18 protein-coding genes and 2 pseudogenes are annotated in these 19,196 nt (G+C 65.6%); 16 read left to right on the top strand and 4 right to left on the bottom strand.

The window, feature by feature from the left end:
• The first annotated feature begins 15 nt into the window (after window positions 1–15).
• From R2834_04310 to R2834_04290, 5 genes are all read left to right on the top strand, one after another.
• On the top strand, window positions 16–1,050 hold the full coding sequence (locus R2834_04310; protein ID MEZ4699531.1) for a hypothetical protein: 1,035 nt from the start codon (window positions 16–18) through the stop codon (window positions 1,048–1,050).
• A 3-nt stretch (window positions 1,051–1,053) separates the two neighbouring features.
• A complete protein-coding gene (locus R2834_04305) occupies window positions 1,054–1,743 on the top strand; it encodes a DUF4230 domain-containing protein (protein ID MEZ4699530.1) in 690 nt (229 codons plus the stop codon).
• Between the two features lie 130 nt (window positions 1,744–1,873).
• Window positions 1,874–2,503, top strand: a complete 630-nt coding sequence (locus R2834_04300) for a hypothetical protein (protein ID MEZ4699529.1) — start codon at window positions 1,874–1,876, stop codon at window positions 2,501–2,503.
• Window positions 2,500–3,171, top strand: coding sequence for a histidine phosphatase family protein (locus R2834_04295; GenBank protein MEZ4699528.1), 672 nt, complete (start codon window positions 2,500–2,502; stop codon window positions 3,169–3,171). Before R2834_04300 ends, R2834_04295 begins: the two co-directional genes overlap by 4 nt.
• A 50-nt stretch (window positions 3,172–3,221) precedes the next feature.
• Window positions 3,222–4,157 (top strand): hypothetical protein, encoded by a 936-nt coding sequence (locus R2834_04290; protein MEZ4699527.1) that lies wholly within the window; start codon window positions 3,222–3,224, stop codon window positions 4,155–4,157.
• A gap of 480 nt (window positions 4,158–4,637) precedes the next feature.
• Here the strand turns inward: R2834_04290 and R2834_04285 are convergent, their stop codons facing one another.
• Window positions 4,638–5,009: a hypothetical protein gene (locus R2834_04285; GenBank protein ID MEZ4699526.1), complete on the bottom strand. Its 372-nt coding sequence runs from the start codon at window positions 5,007–5,009 to the stop codon at window positions 4,638–4,640.
• Between the two features lie 115 nt (window positions 5,010–5,124).
• On the opposite strand from R2834_04285, the gene R2834_04280 reads away from it, so the two are divergent.
• Window positions 5,125–5,301, top strand: coding sequence for a hypothetical protein (locus R2834_04280; protein ID MEZ4699525.1), 177 nt, complete (start codon window positions 5,125–5,127; stop codon window positions 5,299–5,301).
• 254 nt (window positions 5,302–5,555) lie between these two features.
• On the opposite strand, the gene R2834_04275 is transcribed toward R2834_04280, so the two are convergent.
• Window positions 5,556–5,831 carry a hypothetical protein gene (locus R2834_04275; protein MEZ4699524.1) on the bottom strand — a complete coding sequence of 92 codons (276 nt, stop codon included), beginning with the start codon at window positions 5,829–5,831 and terminating at the stop codon, window positions 5,556–5,558.
• A 611-nt stretch (window positions 5,832–6,442) separates the two neighbouring features.
• On the opposite strand from R2834_04275, the gene R2834_04270 reads away from it, so the two are divergent.
• From R2834_04270 to R2834_04250, 5 genes and pseudogenes are all read left to right on the top strand, one after another.
• On the top strand, window positions 6,443–6,754 hold the full coding sequence (locus R2834_04270) for a hypothetical protein (protein MEZ4699523.1): 312 nt from the start codon (window positions 6,443–6,445) through the stop codon (window positions 6,752–6,754).
• The gene (locus R2834_04265; protein ID MEZ4699522.1) at window positions 6,717–7,088 is read left to right on the top strand and encodes a hypothetical protein; all 372 of its coding nucleotides are present in this window, start codon (window positions 6,717–6,719) and stop codon (window positions 7,086–7,088) included. Before R2834_04270 ends, R2834_04265 begins: the two co-directional genes overlap by 38 nt.
• 441 nt (window positions 7,089–7,529) lie before the next feature.
• A pseudogene (locus R2834_04260) lies at window positions 7,530–8,337 on the top strand (enoyl-CoA hydratase-related protein).
• 518 nt (window positions 8,338–8,855) lie between these two features.
• Entirely contained in the window at window positions 8,856–9,362 is a 507-nt protein-coding gene (locus R2834_04255) for a hypothetical protein (GenBank protein ID MEZ4699521.1), read from the top strand.
• 648 nt (window positions 9,363–10,010) lie between these two features.
• Window positions 10,011–10,712: pseudogene (locus R2834_04250) on the top strand (AMP-binding protein).
• A 265-nt stretch (window positions 10,713–10,977) separates the two neighbouring features.
• Here R2834_04250 and R2834_04245 read toward each other — a convergent pair.
• Together R2834_04245 and R2834_04240 are read right to left on the bottom strand one after the other, a co-directional pair.
• Window positions 10,978–11,100 (bottom strand): hypothetical protein, encoded by a 123-nt coding sequence (locus R2834_04245; GenBank protein ID MEZ4699520.1) that lies wholly within the window; start codon window positions 11,098–11,100, stop codon window positions 10,978–10,980.
• Window positions 11,097–12,026 carry a response regulator gene (locus R2834_04240; GenBank protein MEZ4699519.1) on the bottom strand — a complete coding sequence of 310 codons (930 nt, stop codon included), beginning with the start codon at window positions 12,024–12,026 and terminating at the stop codon, window positions 11,097–11,099. The genes R2834_04245 and R2834_04240 overlap by 4 nt, the downstream gene beginning before the upstream one ends.
• A 2,599-nt stretch (window positions 12,027–14,625) precedes the next feature.
• On the opposite strand from R2834_04240, the gene R2834_04235 reads away from it, so the two are divergent.
• The 5 genes from R2834_04235 to glmS all read left to right on the top strand — a co-directional run bounded on the left by R2834_04235 (window position 14,626) and on the right by glmS (window position 19,183).
• Window positions 14,626–14,916 carry a hypothetical protein gene (locus R2834_04235; GenBank protein MEZ4699518.1) on the top strand — a complete coding sequence of 97 codons (291 nt, stop codon included), beginning with the start codon at window positions 14,626–14,628 and terminating at the stop codon, window positions 14,914–14,916.
• 56 nt (window positions 14,917–14,972) lie between these two features.
• On the top strand, window positions 14,973–15,224 hold the full coding sequence (locus tag R2834_04230) for a hypothetical protein (GenBank protein MEZ4699517.1): 252 nt from the start codon (window positions 14,973–14,975) through the stop codon (window positions 15,222–15,224).
• A 77-nt stretch (window positions 15,225–15,301) separates the two neighbouring features.
• On the top strand, window positions 15,302–15,460 hold the full coding sequence (locus R2834_04225) for an ATP-binding cassette domain-containing protein (GenBank protein MEZ4699516.1): 159 nt from the start codon (window positions 15,302–15,304) through the stop codon (window positions 15,458–15,460).
• Between the two features lie 69 nt (window positions 15,461–15,529).
• Entirely contained in the window at window positions 15,530–15,802 is a 273-nt protein-coding gene (locus tag R2834_04220) for a hypothetical protein (GenBank protein ID MEZ4699515.1), read from the top strand.
• A gap of 1,548 nt (window positions 15,803–17,350) precedes the next feature.
• Window positions 17,351–19,183 carry a glutamine--fructose-6-phosphate transaminase (isomerizing) gene (gene glmS / locus R2834_04215; protein ID MEZ4699514.1) on the top strand — a complete coding sequence of 611 codons (1,833 nt, stop codon included), beginning with the start codon at window positions 17,351–17,353 and terminating at the stop codon, window positions 19,181–19,183.
• Window positions 19,184–19,196: the final 13 nt, after the last annotated feature.

Raw genomic sequence — 19,196 nt, 5'->3', positions numbered from 1 at the left:
ACCACACCGACCTCGATGGATCAATCCAAAAAAAAGCTTCCATCGCCCCTGCGCGCATGGCTCGCTCCCCTGACGAGGAGCGAGTTGTTTTCGCGCTCGAACCGCGCGCGGCGGAAGGAAGGGGACCGCTACGAGGCGCCCGCCCATCGGGGGCTGACCATCTCCCTGTGTATTTTCTTTTCGATCCTCCTGTGGTTCTTCAGCTCGCTGGCCGAGACCTACTCGCGCACCTTCGTTTTCGATACCCAGCTCGAAAACCTGCCGGCGGACGAGGCCCTGAGCGCCTTGCCGCCCGCGACCGTCCGCGCCGAGGTCCAGAGCGAAGGCATGCATCTGCTGCGGCTCTTCTACCACCGGCCGACGATCCGGCTGAGCGCCGAGGCCTCCGTGATCGATCTGGATGAGGCCACGCGCGCGAGTCTGCCCGAAGACATCCGCCTGGAAAGCACCTATCCCCGGTATTATCCCCTCGAAAAAGAAAAACGGGAAACGCGCAAGATCCCCATCGCCCTGGATGCCGCGATCGACGTGCCCCCGACGCACGCCCTGCTCGAAGCGCCGACGATCTCCCCGGATTCCGTCGTGGTGTCCGGTCCCGAGAGCCTCATCCAAACGCTGCAATCCTGGCCGACACGCCACGTCGCCTATCCGGATCTGAAGGATTCGCTTTCGGTGCGGGTGGCGCTGGAGGATTCCCTTGTGGGCATCGTCGAACTCGGCATCCGTTCCGTCGCGCTGCGCGCCCGCGCGGCGGAGTTCACGGAGGGGACCCGCGTGCTGGACGTGATGATCGGCGGCGTGCCGTCCACCGCCAAATCGATCCAGCTCGATCCGCCGTCGGTGACGGTGCGGTTTCGGGTGCCGTTGCCGCAGTACGATCTGGCCCAGAAGGCGCCGGATTTCCTCGCGGCCGTTACCTACGACGACATCCGGAGCGACACGACCGGCTACATCATCCCGCGGATCGAGTTGCCGCAGGACATCGTGCTGCTGGACATCGAGGTCGCGCCCTCCCGCGTACGCTACTACGACCTGCTCGTGGATCGCTAGCCCATGCCGCTGCTTACCCGCTGGACATATCGCCTGACGCTCGCGGCGGTGCTGCTGGTGCTGGGCGCCGCCGGCGGCATCTGGCTGATGCGGCAGCCGTCCCTCTTTCTGCCGCGGTTTACCGAGTCGGATATCGAACAGGTCGTCATCACGACCCTGCAGCGCGAGACGCCGGCGGCGTTTCTGGTCACCGGCCGGCTGGATATCACGGCCGACATCACCGAGGCCAATACCAAATACCTGTTTCCCGAGTATTTCGACGAGTCGTTATCGCTCGGGACGACCCGCTCCACCGTCCGGCTGCCCGGCGTGGCCGCCTACGGGATCGACCTGTCCTCGCTTTCTCCCGAGACCATCGCCTTCACGAGCGACAGCGTCCTGGTCATCACCGTCTCCGGCATCCAGATCGAATCCGTCGAGCCGGACCTTGGCGGGATGATGGTGCAGACGGAAGTGGGGTGGGCGCGATTGAGCGCGCGGAGCGGCCGGAACGTCGAACGACGCGCCATCATCGCGGCGCAGGACGCCCTGCGCGAAGAGGCGGTCGCGCACATCGAGCGGTCGGGTCAACCGCTGCTCAATACCGAAATGGCGCTCCAGCGCCTGCTGGTCCCCGCGCTGCAATCCGTGGGCGTTCAGCATCCCCAGGTACGCGTACGCATCGCGCCGACGATCGTCGAACCGCCGCGTTGACCGGCGGCGATCCGGCTTTCAAAAATTATTGAAACTATTGATAGTCGTCTCTCGTTACCGCACAACATGCGCGATCAGGAGGCGGACGTCCCCGGCGAAAGAAGCGAATTGCGCGATGCTGCACGCCATCATGAGACACTCGCGTTTCGACGCACAAGCGGGCTATGTCGACACGCCGGAAGGGATCTTCACGGCGGAGGGGATCTGGTTTCGGGTATCCGAGGCGGATCTGACCGCGTTTGCCGCGCCGGTGCTCGAGCATACCGATCTGGGCCGGCTGATCGCCCAGGCGGTCCGCTGGTGCCTGGCCGGGCAGACGGCCGGCCTGTGGTCGCTGCTGCTTTTCCTGTACCTGACGCCGGCCGCAGCGGCGCTGCCGCTGGCCGTGCTCGTCTTTCTGCTGGTGCAGACCTTCCGCCCCCTCCTGGTTTCCCGCTGGCTCGATCCGGTGCTGAAACTCCTGCAGGCGCTTCCCGCCCAGGCCCTCGCCTACATCGTCGTGCTGAGCCAGTTCGGCGTGCAGGGGGCGTATTCCCAGGTCGTCGTGGGCATCGCCGGCTTTGTGTTGTTCCGCTGGGGGCTCGTCGAGCGCACCGCGGCCCCTGTGCTGCAGCGGCTTACGAAGCGGCTCTATCCGATCCCCATGGCCGATCAGGTGCTGCGGTCGACGATCGTTCGCGCCGCGATGCGGTATCGCGTATCGTTGCCGGAGCTGGACCGTATCGAACGACAGATTCTACAGCATCTCGGAGGCCGATGACGACCGAATTTCCACGTTTTGCCGCCGCCACGCATCTGTTTCTGGTTCGTCATGGCGAGACCGATTTCAACCGGCAGCGGATCGTGCAGGGTCGGGGCGTCGACGTCCCTCTGAACGAAACGGGCCGGCTCCAGGCGGGCGCGCTGGCCAGGCGGGCGGCGACGCTCGAGCTGGACGCGATCTTTGCGAGCACCCTGACGCGGGCCGGCGAAACCGCCGATATCGTCGCCGAGGCCGTCGGCGCGGCGCAGGTGCACCGGTTGTCGGATCTGGAGGAAATGTCGTGGGGCGTGTACGAGGGCCGGCCGCGTTCACCGGAGCTGAAACTCGCCTTCCGGGAGATGCGGGATCGCTGGGGCGCCGGCGAGTACGACTATGCCGTCGAGCAGGGCGAGTCGGTCTACGATGTGCAGCGTCGCGGGCTGGCGGCCATCCACCACATCGTGCAGGCGCATCCCGGGCAGCGGGTGCTCGTCGTCACGCACGGTCGGTTTTTGAGGATCATCCTGGCGTCGTTGCTTCCGGAATACGGGCTGGCGCAGATGGAGAAACTGGATCATCGCAATACGGCGCTCAACCACCTCGTCCTGGTCGACGGTCGGTTCGAGGCGCAGGTGCTGGATTGCGTCGTACACCTGGAAGAGGCGGGCATCCCGCAGGGCGAGTAGTCCGGCCATGCCGTATCCACATGCCAAACGGGCCCGGCCCGCGCAGTGCCATGAAGTCTACGATCAGACAGGACGATAGGTCGGAAACCGGCGTCATGGCCGGGGGAGATCGCTGGGTGGCCGGCCTCGAGGAAGCCATCGACGCCGCGCTCCGCGCGTTGCGCCGGAATCCGTCCGGCTCGCCGGCCATCCATCAGGTGCGCGTGGCGGTGCCGTACATGGATCCGCTGGACTGGCTGCGCGCCCAACCGGAGACGCAGCGGCTGTTCTGGTGCGGGCGCGACGAGTCGGATGCCCGCGCCGCGGTCGGCATCGCGCTCGACGTGCGCCTCGGGGAGGGGGATCCCTATCAGGTCATTCGACGCACGCTGACGCCGCTCCTGCGCGACGCCGACCCTGGCGTCCGCTTTTTCGGGGGGATGCGTTTTGACCTGGATCGCGACGCCGCCGCGGAGTGGGAGGGATTCGGGGCCGGCCGGTTCGTACTGCCGCGCTTCGTCCTGGAGCCGGCCGAGGCCGGCTCGACGCTGGTGTGCAACCTCGTGGTGCCGGCGGACCTCGATCAGCCGGCGGCCATCGCAGCAAGCCGCCCTCGCCGAACAAAAACTGGCGAGCCAGTATGCCTTGCCGGTGCCCATCGCGCGGCAGGATGTGCCGGTGCACGATGCCGCAGGCCGCCACCATCGACCGCGCGATCAGCGTTTTTGCGTCAGGCGCGCTCGAAAAGTGGTGCTCGCCCGGCGTTCGCGGTTCACCTTCGCCGAACGCCTGGACGCCACGCCTGCTCCAGCGCCTCCAGGCCGCCACACGCCGCATTGCTTCCATTTCCTGTTCCAGTTCGATGCGGACGCCCAGTTTCTGGGGGCGTCGCCCGAGCGGCTGTATCGGCGAGGGCCGACGGATCGGGCGAGGCCGTGGCCGGCACGCGGCCGCGCGGCGCCTCACGGGAGCGCGACGCCGAGCTGAAACAGGAGCTGCTCCCATAGCGACAAGGACCGCCGCGAGCAGGCCTTCGTGCGGGATAGCATTGAAGAAGCGCTGAGGGCCCTCTGTGTCGATGTCCGTGTCGACGACGAACCCCGGTTGATGGAGCTGGCGGAAAGGCCGGCACCTGTGCACGCTGATCGAGGGCTCCCTGGCCGATTCGGCCGGCGACGCCGACATCCTCGAACGGCTTCACCCGACGCCCGCCGTGGGCGGCGTCCCCTCGGCAGGGCCATGCAGGACATCGGGCCGGCGAAGAATTCGATCGCGGCTGGTATGCCGGGGCCGGTCGGCTGGATCGGGCGCACGACCGGGCCGGGATTCGCCGTCGGCATCCGCTCGGGCAGGTCTCGCCCCGCGCCCCTCACGCTGTACGCCGGCGCTGGCATCGTTCGTGGCTCGAGAGGCGGAGAAGGAGTGGAGCCGAAATCGAACACAAGATCAACGATTTCTGACCGTACTCGGCCTTGACCTCCGCGACGTCAAATATTAACCAGTTCTGGGCCTATCTCGTCGTCGAGGAACTCGTGCGCTGCGGCGTCGATCGTTTTCTCGCGCGGGGTCGCGCTCGACGCCGCTTGTGGTCGCCATCGCCGGAACACCCCGCGCCACGCACACGATCCATTACGACGAGCGGGGGACAGCTTCGCCGCGCTCGGGTATGCCCGCGCCACGGGCCGGCCGGCGTGTTGGGTGACGACGTCGGGCTCGGCGCTGGCGAACAGCTTCCCCGCGATCGTCGAAACCTCCGCCGACCGCGTGCCCATGGTGCTGCTCACCGCCGACCGCCCGCCGAACTGCGGGACACCAGGGCGAACCAGACGATCGATCAGGTGAAGCTCTTCGGTGGGCATGTCCGGCGCTTCGTCGACCTACCGGCGCCCACGGTCGGCATCGCCCCGGCTACGTGCTCACCACGATCGTCTGCCGCCGTGCGCCGCCCGAACCGGGCCGGTCCATCTCAACGCCATGTTTCGCGAGCCGCTCGCCCCGACGGCGAGCGGGTTCAATGCCGAAGCGTACGGCGGTCCGGTCGCCGGCTGGCGGGCCGGCGAGCGCCCTTCACGACGTACGAACAGCCGGCTTCCGTGCCGGCCGGCGACACCAGCGCCGAGGGCCGTGCTGCGAACGGCGCGGCGGGGCTGATCCTTGCGGGGCGGCTGCCGTCGACGGCGCAGGCGAAGTGGCCGCGCTGGCGGCTGCCGAGGCTGGCCGCTGGTGGCCGACATCGGATCAGCGCGGCTGGATGCCCGGACCACCGGCGCCATCGCGCACGGCGAGATGCTCGTCGGCACGCCGGCTTTCGCCGGGGCACCACGCGCCCGACTGCATCCTGCAGGTGGGCGATCAGCTCACGTCAAAACGCCTTTTTCGCTGCCGGCGAGCCATCCTGAGGCCGTTCACATCGTCGTGCATCCTCGAGGCGATCGTCTCGATCCGTTGCACGGTGTGAGCCACCGGGTCGAGGCCGATATCGCCGCCTTTGCACGAGGCTCGCCGCGCAGCCGGCAGACGCGGCGGAAGCCAGCTGGCTGCACGCGTGGCGCGAGGCGGATCGCCGCGCCGGCGAGGCGCTCGACGCCCATGTCGCAGGGGCGCTCACCGAGCCGGCTGTCGCCCGGCTGGTGTCCCGGTGGGTGCCGGAAGGGAAGCGCGTTGTACCTGGCGAGCAGCATGCCGATCCAGGACATGGACCGCTGCCGCGTCCTCGGGCGCCGGCGCGCTGGTAGTCCTCGAATCGCGGGGCGAAGCGGGATCGACGGGACGTTCGCCACCGCTGCGGGCGTCCGCCATCGGCCACGAGGGCCCGTCATCCTGGTGATGACGACCTGGCTTTTTTACTGATCTCAACTCGGTACCGCTCCTGAAGGCGGCGCGAAGCCACTCGTGTGGTGCTGGTGAACAGCCGGGAGGAATTTTCTACTCCTTTTTTGCCGTTTCCTTTCCTCACGTGTTTGAACACTATTTTGCGACGCCACATGACCACGCGTTGCTCACGCGGCTTCGTTGTTTGGCGTCCCCTATGCGGCGCCGGCGGACGAGGGGGCGTTCCGCGAAGCGTTTTTGCGGCGCTTTCGCGTCCCGGACCGAGCCTGATCAGTGCATTACCGATCGGCAAGCCAACCTGTACGAGCACCGGGCCACTCTGACCAAGCGATCACGGCCCTTTTCCCAGCTAATGGTTCAGATGACCTGGATTCAACGCGATGTAGCGCAGTTTGTCATCATCTTGATGGCTGTCAGCGTGTTCACCCTGTACTGGTTCGTTTCTTCGTCAAGGCCTTCGATGCGCGCACGTACGACAGCGCATCGACCCCGCCGGCTGTCAGCCCTAGCCCAGAAGTACCTGGGGACGCTGCTGGAGCGGATTGCGCCAGCGCTGCTGGTCTGGATGCTGATGGGCGATCGCCCTCCGAATGAAGGGGCTGGGCGTGCCGACTGGCGGGCCACGCTGGTCTGGGGCAGCATCCTCTCGCTCTGTGCGCTGCCGGTACCCTATTTCTCCCGCGCGGGCGAGGACGTGCAGGCCTTTTATCCCCAGGTGCGGGCGATGGAGTGGAATGGGCAGCTCGTCGCCCAGAACAGTTGGCCTGGATGATCTATCTGCTGGCCTACGAATTTCTTTTTCGCCCGGTCTGCTCGTCATCGGTTCGGCCTCGCTTTCCAACCCGTGGACGGCGGTCGCGCTGAGCTCGGCGCTGGCGACGGCGACCATATCCCGAAGGGCGAAAGAGACGTTTGCCACGGTGCCCTACAGCCTGTTGCTGGGTTTCGTGGCGCTCGGGATTGAGGTCGGTGTGGGCCGGCTACCTGAGCCACATTTGCCTGGCGATCGCCAGCGACTACAGGCGGTGCTGTTCAACCCCGAGATGCGCTTCGTCCGCGAGGCGCCGAAGCCGCGTCAGCGCGCCCATGCCGTGACGGCGTCCTAGCAGCTCATGTCGTAGATCTGCACGCGCGTCCACAGGTGCGCGAGTTCGCGAGCATCATGAATCGGATCGACCTGGTAGGCGTCGTGGCCCGGCGATGTCGTCGAACATGACGACGAGGCCGTAACTGTAGGACCGGTCGATGATGGGCCGGGCCTCCGTGGCGGCCGGCTTGCCGACATACCCGCCGGTACGCCGTCGATGGTGAGCAGGCTGCGGGCGCTGCGCTGAAGGTGGCGATTTCCGCCGGCGTGATGCCGTCTTTCAACGAAGTAGACGTTGTGTATGACCATACGTTTGCGTGTTCTGCTGATGCGTGGGGGTGTCAAGCGACGCCATGATACGAGGTACACCGCTCCGGTGGTACTGCGCAGGTCGATCCCGTCCCGGGCTTACCGAACCCCGCCGATTACCGACCACCAAACCCGACCTAATATGTCCGTTATTGAATGGAAGCAGGCTGCAGCCTATACCCGTATCATCCGATACGAGAAAGCCGAAGGCATCGCCAAGATCACGATCGCCGGCCCGAGGTGCGCAATGCCTTCCGTCCGCTGACCGTGAAGGAAATATTGATGGGAGGCGCTCAATGATGCCCGCGACGACGAGCGGATCGGCGTCATCATCCTCACGGGAGAGGGCCGGACGCCTTCTGCTCGAGGCGGCGACCAGCGCATCCAGGGCGACGCCAGCTATGTCGAGGAGGGCTCCGGCATCGTAAACCCGGCGTGCTCGACTTCCAGCGGCAGATCCGCAGCTGCCCGAAACCGGTGATCGCGATGGTGGCCGGCTGGGCGGTCGGCGAGGCCACGATGCTCCACGTGATCGACCTCGATCGCGGCCGAAAATGCCAGTTCTGGCCAGACCGGCCCCGGGTCGGGTCGTTCGACGGCGGCTACGGAGCCAACTACGCTGGCGCGCATCGTCGGACAGAAAAAGCGGAGATCTGGTATCTGTGCCGGCCTACGACGCTGGCGGGAGCCACCTCGACATGGGCCTCGTCAATACTGTCGTGCCGCTGGAGCGTCTGGAGAAGAAACCGTGCAGTGGTGCCGCGAGATTCTCGCCAACTCGCAACTCACTCATCCGATGCCTCAAAGTCGGCCCTGAACGCGGACTGCGACGGGCAGGCAGGGCTCAGGAACTCGCTGGCAACGCCGCTCCTCTTCATGACGGAGGAAGGGCAGGAGGGCAAGGAGCGTATCTGGAGAAACGAAAGCCCGATTTCGGGCAGTTCCCCTATCGCCCCTGATCCATGAACACGATCCCCTCCGCGCAGCCGGCCGCGATGTCCCGGTTCGCCATCTGGTGGGCGGCCGTGCGCCCCAAAACGCTGTGGGCGGCGCTGGCCCCGGTGCTGATGGGGACGGCGATGGCGTTCGAGGCCGGCGTCTTCCACCACCCCGGTGTCGGCCATGCTGGCGCTGGTGGGCGCGATCTGCATCCAGATCGGCACGAACCTCTACAACGACTACGCCGACTTCCTGAAAGGGCGCGGACACCGAAGCCCGTAAGGGCCCCGTCCGCGTCACGCAGGCCACGGCCTGGTCCGCCCCGGTGCATCCGTCGCGGCGTACCACGGTGACCTTCGTGTTTGCCGTCGTCGCCGGCGGGTACCTGATGTGGCGGGGGCTTGCCGGTGGTGATCATCGGGGTCGCGTCGGTGGTTTCGAGGATTCTTTACACCGCCGGCCGCTATTCGCTCGCGTACCTGGGGCTGGGGGATCTGTTCGTGCTGATCTTTTTCGGCCCGGTCGCCGTGGGCGGGACGTGGCCGTCCAGGCGCTTGCCATCGACCCGCTGGTGCTCCAGGCCGGCCTCGCGCCGGGCTTGCTGGCAGTGGCGATCCTGCTGGTGAATAACGTCCGCGATGTGGAAGAGGACCGATCGGCTGCGAAGCGCACCCTCGTAGTGCGGCTCGAGGCGCCGTTTCGAGGGTCGGACTGTACGGCGTGTGCCTCGTCGCGGCCGCGCTGGTCCCGATCTGGCTGGCGGTGGCGACCGGGGCACTGGCCCGTGCTGCTCTGTTCGGCGGTGGCGCTGGCCGGCCTGCCGATGGTGGGCCGGCTCGGACGCGGGCGCGCCCCGGCCATCCTCAACCCGATGCTGGGCGCCACCGCGAGGCTGCTGCTCCTCTACAGCATCGTGTTCGCGGTGGATGGAATGTATGATGCGCTGCCCTGTCCGATAGCCGAGCGGGGCCGTGCGACGCCGGAGAGCGCCCGCGCTCGTCGACGCCGCGGGGACGCCTGTCGTATCGGGCCCTGGATCGGATGATCGCCGGCGTGGAAGCGGCGATGGCGGCGGAGGGTTGGTGCGGAGATCGGGTGGCGACGATCGGGCCGGCGGACCGGCACGCCATCGCCGCGTTCTGGGCTGGCGATGCGCCGGCAGGCGGTCGTGTGCCCCCTGAGCGACCGGCTTCCGGCTGCGGCGATCGACGCGGATCGACGAACTGGGCATCGGTTTCTGCTGGCGGCGGATGGGACGACCCGCGCCGGCGCGCGGCCGATACCGTGGCGCGCCGGCAGGCCTTCGCGAACGTCGACGGGAAAAAGCGACCGGCGGCGTTCGATCTGGATGCGCCGGCAGCCGCGCTGTTCACCTCCGGCGGCACCGGCCGGCCCCGCCGCGCTGCTCCGTTTCGGACAGCTCTACTTCAACGCCCTCGGGGCCTCGCAGAACATGCCCCTCGGCGCCGGCGACCGGTGGCTGCTGGCGCTCCCGCTGCTACCACGTCTCAGGCATCGGGGTGCTGTTCCGGACCTTTCTCGCCGGATCGTCGCTCGGCGTGCTGCCCCTCGTCCACCCCGCTGGAGGAACGCCTCGGGCGGGGGACATCACCCACACCTCTCGCTCGTGCCCGCCCGGATTGTCCCCGGCTCCTCGACGCCGGCGTGATGCCGGGCGCGCTGCAGGCGGTGTTGCTGGGCGGCGGCCAGGTGCAAATCGGGTTTGCTGGAACGGGCGCTGGAGCGGGGCTGGCCGATCCATACGACATACAGGTTGACCGAAATGGGCTCTCAGGTGACGACGACGCGGGCAGGGGCCGGACTGGCCCGACTGCGCTCTTCGGGCGCCTTGCTTCCGTATCGCGAGCTGCGGATCGACGAGGCCGGCGAGATCCACGTCCGAGGTAAGACGCTTTTCGCCGGCTATCTGACGGCGGACGGGCTGCAGCAGCCGTTCGACGAGGCGGGGTGGTATGCGACGGGGACCTCGGGCGGCTCGACGAACAGGGGCTGCTCCATGTGCGCAGCCAGCGCGACAACCTCTTTATCTCAGGGGCGAAAACATCCAGCCGGAGAAATCGAGCAGGCGCTGGTGCGGTGCGCCGGCGTGTTGCGGGCGCTGGTGGTGCCGGTGCCGGATGCCGTCTACGGCCAGCGGCCCGTTCGCGTTTGTGGAGACCGGACCGGCGTACGGTGGGGAGGACGCGCTACTGCGTCAGCTGGCGGAGGGGTTGCCACGGTTCAAGCTGCCGGTCGGGATCGCGCCGTGGCCGGCGGATGCGCCGGCGGGATTGAAGCCGCCGCGGCCGTGGTTTGCGGAGCGCGCGACCTCCACGTTGCGGACCTCCCCGTCCCGACGACGCGTTGCGTCTTCGGGATCCGCCCCTCCTCTTGAGGAGGGGCCTGGTTGAGTGGCGACCTCCTCGTAGCGGACCTCCCCGTCCCGACGACGCGTTGCGTCTTCCCGGGATCGCCCTCCTCCTGAGGAGGCCTGGTTAGTGGCGACCTCCACGTTGCGGACCTCCCCGTCCCGACGACGCGTTGCGTCTTCGGGATCCGCCCCTCCTCTTGAGAGGGGGCCTGGTTGGTGGCGGCCTGGTTGCTGTGACTTGAACCTTGAATCTACCGCCTTGAACCATCCAGACGTCCCGCTCACACGATCACGCGTGCTGCTCGACGAGGCGGTTGAGCCAGAAGACGAGGATATCGTCGGCGAAGGTCGGCTCCTTGCTCTGTTCGAGGATGCGGCGGAGCATGCCGGCGATCGGGTCCGTATCGTTCATGGCGCTGGCGGAAGGGCGGGCGATGCCTTCCTCGCCGAGCATCTCGCCGGAGGCGGGGCGTTGCAGGCCGTCGGTATACGTAACGATCGAGGCGCCACGGCGGGCATCTTGATCGTGGTGTCGACATAAATTCCGCGTATTTGTCCAGCCCGAGGATGACGTCGCTGGCGCGGGACCACCTCCGTCTTGTCCGGTGAGACGGGGACGGGGCGGCAGTGGCCGGCATTGGTGTAGGCAATCTCGTTTTTCGCCGGCTCCCAGCGCATCAGCAGGAGCGAGGCGAAGGTGTCCTCCATCATCTCGTCTTCCATGATGATCTGGTTGACGCGACGGATGAGGTCGACGGCGATTAGGTCGTCTTGAGCATCGCGTAGAGCGTGCCGCGGATATAGCTGAGGAAGCTGGAGGCGTAGAATTTCGCCTGAAGCCTTTCCCCATGACGTCGCCGATGGTAAAGTAGACGCCGGGGGATGCCTCCGTCCGGTCAGAAGAAGTCGCCGCCGCCGTGTCGCGGGGCCGGTTGAAGTAGCTGACAGCATAGCCATCCACTTCAGGCAGCCGCTTGGGCATCCAGCTTGTTGGAGAAGTCCTGGCCGATGCGCGCGTCCAGGCTGGGTCTGGAAGAGCCGCGTCCGTTCGAGCAGGCGCTCGATCCGGGAAAAGGAGCTGGTCGAGGTCGAACGGCTTCCGTGATATAGTCGTCGATCCCCATGCGCAGGCCCTTTGAGCCGGCTGTTGTCGTCGGCTTTTGCCGTCAGGAAGATGAACGGGATCGCGCGCGTGCTCTGCTGCTCCTGGAGGGTTTGCTGCAGCTGGAATCCATCCATCTTGGGCATCATGATGTCCGAGATGATCAGGTCCGGCATGTTTTCAGCTACCTTCGCCGGGGCATCTTCTCCGTTCTCCGCCGTGCGTACGGTGTACAGCTTGCTGAGGCGAATTTCGAGCCTGCAGGATCTTCGTCTTCAACGACCAGAGTCGAATAATCAACTCATGAAAACGGGATGTCCAGAGAGGGATCGTTATTGTCCGGTACAAAAAACGCCAGCTGCTGGCAGCCGCTCAGAACCCGCTGGTAGCGCAGATTGTTCGCGAATGACTTGATCCAATGCAATCCCATGCCACTTTCTGGAAGGACCTGGGTGATTGAGCCGTGTTTACAAATACCCGTCGAGGTCGAATCCTACGGAGTTGTCCTCACGGCCTGAGCAGGCCGTCGGCGCTCGAGGAAACGCACAGTCCGCGGGGAGTCTGGTACGGCGAATGTCGCGTGACGCTTCAGATTTGCAACCCACTCGTGGATGGCCAGCTTGGCGGCCATCAGCGTATCCAGTGAGAACGGCTCGCCGCGTTGAGTACTGTTCTTCCCAGCGCTCAAGAGGCCATGCACATCATCGACGAGGGTATCCAGGTCCGTGAAATAGTGCATCGTATTGTACATAGATAACCCGGGGCACAAGGTGTTCGGTTCTACGAAACCGACCGCGTCAACCGCCGATGCGAGGGAATGCCCTGCTGGTACTTCGAGCGCATCCTCGACCGTCGGAAATTGACGAAAAACCTGCGACACCGGGTCAGTTGAACGACCACCTGCACCGGGCGGAGATCGAAGCGAAAACGACCTGGCCGTTCAGCGGAGAGACCTTCCGATACAGGGAAAGATCGATCCGGGCCCGTCGAGTCGAGGATGCCGGTGTCCGTGAGTCGAGGGATGAAGTTGTGCTTCCCCGCATCCACATGTTCCACAGGCCGTCTTGAAGGCCTCGGCGTTGCGAAAGTCGAGCGTTTTGCCAGCGGTTACGACCGCCGTTTCCTGGTCATGAGGCTCGATTTTAAAGCTCATGTGCGTACTCCAGTTAAGAAGATATACCTAGAGCGTAAGAGGTCTCACTGGGTATCGGCTCGCGCTATGAAAAGTAAAACCCTTTTCGCACCTCTCGCGTTCAAGCGAAACAGTATCGTTGACCGGAGGGGACTGGACGTGCAGGAAGAAGAGAAGATGATCGGGAGATCGATATGCCCGATGCTCCTGCATCAGGAATGAAACGGAACGTGCCCATACAACCAGTCTCTTACGCAAGCGTTCCGGCCCTTGCCGTGCTCATGGTATTTTCGTTACGGCCGGCCTGCCGCCCGTAGAGGCGAGGTGCCGACGGGGAAGAAATTCAGCTGGATCGGCGATCCGGCGCGGGAAAGTTGGGGGCCCGATTCAGCGTGGCTGAAGGGGAGCGGCCGCGCGTGACCATCTCACTGGCTACGCTGGCGAAGATCCGGTGAGCGGACGGCGCCTACCTGCTGCTGCGCACGGACGAGTCGGCCCCGGAGGAGCGCGTCACGGCGTTTTTGTTCGACGGCCGGCGACTCTCCGGCCGTGCTCGTGGCGGACATCCTCTATTATTACGAGACGGAGCGCCGGTTCGAGTCGCGCGGCAACATGATCGGCTGGACACCTACGACAAGCGGCTGGAAACCGAGCATCTCGTGTGGGACGAGACCGACCGCAAGGTCACGACGCCGGGCTTCGATCCGCATCACCACCCCGAAGAGCGGGTCAGGGATACGAACTGGACGCGGACGAGATCTGGAGCATTACACACGCTGTCGCGGGTTACAGGGCAGGTACTGGTCGAGGAGCAATAGACGCCACGTCATGAGGCTGCACTGGATACTGGCAACGATCGCGACGGCGCTCTGGGGAGCAGCCGGCGGGGCCGGCGCGCGGGCGCAGGGCCTCACGCCCGCGCGATTCACGGAGAAACAGGTCCAGATCACTCAACACCACGACCGCCTCTCCGCGCGGCAACGTCGGCGACGACCCGGTGCAGATCCTCGAAGGCCGTGTGCAGCTCGTCCAGGACAGCACCCGCCTCTGGGCCAATCGGGTATCCGCTATCTGGAACGGGACCCGGGTGGTCCTCACCGGACGCGTGATGATCGTCGAGCGGCGATTCGCGAGGCGGACAGCATCGTCTACAACACCCGCATCAAGGAAGGGCGCGCCACCGGCAACGTGGCTGGCTCACCGATGGCGATATCGACGTCTACGCGCCGTCTGCACGGTACTATGCCAACGAAGACGCACGGTGTTCGACCGCGACGTGCGGCTGGTGGACAGCCTTACCGTGCTTCGCAGCAAAGGCGTGAATACTTCTCGGACGAGAAACGCGCCGAGTTTATCACGACGTGGTGCTGGACGAAGATCGGACCCACCTCGAGGCCGACTCGTCACCTATTTCGGGAGACGGAAATCTCCATCGGGCGCGGGCGCGTTTTCGTACAGCGCATCGGCTGGCGGAGGGCAGAGACGTGTCCGAAGATCCGATTCCCTCTCGCAGTCCTACCTCTTCGGCGACTACGCCTTCAACGACAACCGGAACGGGATCAGCAACATCGTCAGCGACGCCTGCTTTTGCCCAGTTCCGGCGGGATTCGACGAGGCGTCGACACGGACACGCTGCTGATGCGCCGCGGCTGGATGTGTTCCGGGCTCGCTCAGCGTCTGATCGCGGTGGATTCCGTCCGGGTATGGCAGCGCAAGAGTTCGCGGCGGTGGCGGATTCGTCGGTGTACGACCGGATCGCGCTGGAAGGGAGGCCGCTGCGCGGTCGAACCGGTTCTACAGGAGCCGATGGCCTGGTACCAGTTCTGCAGATCACGGGCGACAGCCTGCAGGCCACGGCGACCGCCGGCTCCATCGATTCCCTCCTCGTGCGGGGCGCGCCTGCCGCCCGGGAGGATACGACGATCGAGCGCATCCACCAGCTGCGCGGCGAAAACCTGATGGGGCTGTTTCAGGAGGATTCCTCCAGAGCCTGAAGGTCTGGCCCCAGGCCGGGCGATCTACTACCGCAGCAACGACACCGGTGGGGTCGATGGCGCAGTCACGCATCGGGCGACCGTTTTGCTTCAGTTTGCCAGCCGAGCTGAAATTATTCCAGGCGTTGTCCGGAACGCAGAACGTGATGTATCCCGTTGCGTTGATTCCCTCCGTTCGAGCTGCAGAGCGCTGGCAGCCCGAACGCCGGCCAGCGATGGAACGGCTGCTCGATCCGGGCGCCGGGCGGCTCGCGTTCCGCGCCGCGGCCGGTGAGCGCGACAGACGTGATAAGTGCAGCGTCCGTTAAAATAAGGTCCTTCGACGCGCCGTGATGGGATCGCGGCGGCTCAAGAGATGACGGGAAAATGGGAAGAAGCAACGCACATGGCATCTGCCGGCACGCTCGTTCTCCGGGCGCGCAACCTGGTCCGCCGCTACAAGAAGCGGGAGGCGGTCTCCGGCGTGAGCCTCGATGTGGCGCAGGGCGAGATCGTCGGGCTGCTGGGGCCGAACGGGGCGGGCAAGACGACGGCCATTACGTGATCGTCGGGATGGTGAAACCGCACACTGGCCAGATCACACTCGGCGACCGGGATATTTCGCGAGGTGCCGATGTACAAGCGGGCGCGCTACGGGATCGGCTATCTGGCGCAGGAAGCGTCGATTTTTAGCCATCTGAGCGTGGAGGCAACCTGCACGCGGCGGTGCTGGGAATTCCGGTCGCTCGACCGGAAGGCGCGGGCAGTACGCGTGGACAGCCTGATCGAGGAGTTCGGGCTCGAACGGGTGCGCAAGTCGAAGGGCTACATGCTGTCGGGCGGGGAGCACGCCGGCGCACGAAGTCGCGCGCGCCCTGGCGTCCGATCCGCGCTTTTTGCTGGATGAGCCTTTCACCGGCGTCGACCCGATCGCGGTGGAGGACATTCAGTCGATCGTCGCCGGCCTGAAGGACAAGGATCAGGGTGCCGATGCTGTACAATGTCCACGAGACCCTGGCGATCACCGACCGCGCCTACCTGCTCTCACGAGGTGCATCCTGAAACAGGGCTTCCGCCGAAGGCCCTCGCGAGCGACGAAGAAGTGCGAAAACGCTATCTTGGTTACCCTGGAGCGGTACAAGTAGGGGTTCAAGGTTTGAGTTCATGGTTTCAGGGATGTTTTGGCGATCAAACATCCTCACTGTTTCTGACCGTAAACACAATCCTTGATTCTTGATCCTTGATCTTTAATCCTTAAACCTTAATCCGATTGCCCCATGGTCGTAGTCATGCAAGCCGGTGTGGAAGAGAGGCTGATCGAGGCCGTCATCGGGCGAGAGGTCGGTTCGGGTTCGATGTGCATCGATCGAGCGGCGTGCATCAGACGGTGCTGGGCGCGATCGGTGTGCGGCCTGATTTCGATCTGCGCCAGGTGCGGGTGCTGGAGGGTGGCCGAGGTGTATCAGGTCACCGGCCCCTGCAAGATCGCCAGCCGGACCTGGCGGCGCAGCAGGCCTACGGTAATCGGGTGAACGGCATTTCCGATCGGCAGCGACCGGGTCGCGGTGATGGCCGGACCGCAGGTGTTCGAGGTCGGAGGAACAACTGGAGCAGGTGGCCACCCTGCTGGTGTCGGAGAACGTGCCCGGTTCCTGCGGACGAGTCTGTTGCGCCCGAAGAAGGCCGCGCACACGCCGCAGTGGCCGGCGGACGATCGGGTCGATCTGATCCGCGCCATCGCGAGCCGGCATGGCCTCAACCTCGTGCTCGGAGTGGCCGACGAACGCTGGTCGAAAAGGCCGCCGACGCGGCGGACGGCCTCCTCGTGGCGGCGCAGGGCATGCAGAACGACGTGCTGCTGTCGGAGGTGGCGCGGACCGGCAAGCCGGTGATCCCTGCAGCGCGGCCTCGCCGCCCGGATCGAGGACTGGCTGATGGGGGCTGAAAAATCCTGACCCAGAACAACGCCCGTCATGCTCTGCGAGGGCGGCATCCGGACATTCGACCGTACGCATACGCTCGATCTGTCCTCCATCCGGTGGTGCAGTCCAGGCCCTCCCCGTCCTCGCCGATCCGAGCCACGGCATCCCCGGGCTCCGCAACAAGGTGACGCCGATGGCGCGCGCGGCCGACGCCGCCGGCGCGCACAGGTCTTGATCGACATCCACCCCGACCCGCAATCGGCGCTGCGACGGTCCCGGCGCTGTTCGAGCAGTTCGTCGAACTCATGCAGCAGATCCGGCTCATCGCGGAAGCCGTGGGGCGCACGGTCACCTCGCCCGCCGGCCGCTGAAACCTCGCTATCGGGGCGGCGTTGGGAATCGGGCCGGCAGCCACCTCCCGACGCGCCTCCTGCGTTTCTCCGGCGCGTCGCCCATCCGTTCGGCACGATCCGTGATCGGGTGCCTCCGGTGCGTCTCCCCGCATTTCATCTCACCCTAGATTTCCAGCGCTTATGTGCGGCATTGTCGGATATATCGGGCATCGTCAGGCCCAGCCCATTCTCGTTCAAGGTCTTCAGCGTCTCGAATACCGAGGCTACGATTCGGCGGGCATCGCCACCGTCGAGGATGTGCTGACGGTTCGGAAGAAGAAGGGGAAAGTGAGCGACCTGACGGGTTCGCTGAACGCCGGCGGGATGAACGGGACGCTAGGCATCGGGCACACGCGCTGGGCGACGCACGGCTTCCCGAGCGACATCAACGCGCACCCGCACGTCTCGGCCGACGGCGATTTCGCGCTGGCGCACAACGGCATCATCGAAAACTACCAGACCATCCGAGAACGCCTGACGCGGCAGGGGTATACGTTCGTGAGTCAGACCGACACCGAGGCGCTGGTGCATCTGATCGACGACGTCCGCAAGGAGACGGGGTTGCCGCTGCCGCAGGCGATGCAGCAGGCGCTCACGCAGGTCGCCGGCACCTACGGCATCGTCATCGTCTCCCAGAGCGATCCCGATTTGCTGCTGGCGGCCCGGAAGGGGAGTCCGCTGATCCTGGGCGTGGGGGATGGCGAGTTTTTTCTGGCTTCCGACGCCTCCGCGATCGTGGAGCACACGCGCCAGGTCGTCTACCTGAACGACGGCGAGATGGTGGAAGTCCGCCGCGGCGGCTATCAGGTGCGCACTATCCTCAACGTGCCGCTGGAGAAGGAGGTGCACGCACTGGAATGGGATCTCGAGGAGATTGAAAAGAGCGGTTATCCGCATTTCATGCTGAAGGAGATTATGGAGCAGCCGGCCTCGCTCGAGAACTGCATGCGCGGCCGTGTCCTCGTGGATGAAAACCGGATCCTGCTCGGCGGCCTGATCGATGTGATGGATACGCTGCGGGATGCGAACCGCATCATCATCTGCGCGTGCGGGACGTCGTGGCACGCCGGCCTCGTGGGCGAATACCTCATCGAAGCGCTGGCCCGCATCCCGGTGGAAGTCGAATACGCTAGCGAATTCCGCTACCGCGACCCGATTCTGCGCCAGGGAGACATCGTGCTCGTGATCTCGCAGAGCGGCGAGACGGCCGATACGCTGGCCGCCGTGCGCGAGGCGCAGCGGAAGGGCGTCCCGGTGCTCGGGATCTGCAACGCGGTCGGCTCGACCATCGCGCGCGAGACGGACGCCGGTGTGTACCTCCATGCGGGGCCCGAAATCGGCGTGGCGTCGACGAAGGCGTTCACCGCGCAGGTGCTCGTGCTGAGCATGATCGCGCTCAAACTGGCGGAGGGGCGGACGCTCACGCCGGCGGCGATGGCCTATCACCTCCGGGCGCTGGCCGGCCTGCCGGACCAGGTCCGCGAGGTGCTCAAGATCGACGAGGAGATCCGCTCGCTCAGCGCCACGTACCGCTACGCGACGAACTTTTTGTACCTCGGGCGCGGCTATAATTTCCCCGTCGCGCTCGAAGGCGCGCTCAAGCTGAAGGAGATCTCGTACATCCACGCGGAAGGATATCCGGCGGCGGAAATGAAACACGGGCCGATCGCGCTCATCGACCGGCAAATGCCGGTGGTGTTCATCGCCCTGAAAGACGGGACGTACGACAAGGTCATCTCCAACATCGAGGAGGTGGTGGCCCGCCAGGGCTCGGTCATCGCGATCACCGAGGAAGGCAATCACGAACTCGACGAGCTGTGCGAGCATGTCATCCACATCCCGCCGACCGAGCCGTTCCTCTCGCCGATCCTCGCGTCGATCCCGCTGCAGCTGCTATCCTACCACATCGCCGTCCTGCGCGGCTGCAACGTCGACCAGCCCCGAAACCTGGCCAAGAGCGTGACGGTGGAGTGACGCGCGGCGAAGC

The organism is Rhodothermales bacterium (genome assembly GCA_041391505.1).
Taxonomy (GTDB): Bacteria; Bacteroidota; Rhodothermia; order Rhodothermales; family JAHQVL01; genus JAWKNW01.
This window is presented reverse-complemented; position numbering and strand designations above follow the sequence as displayed.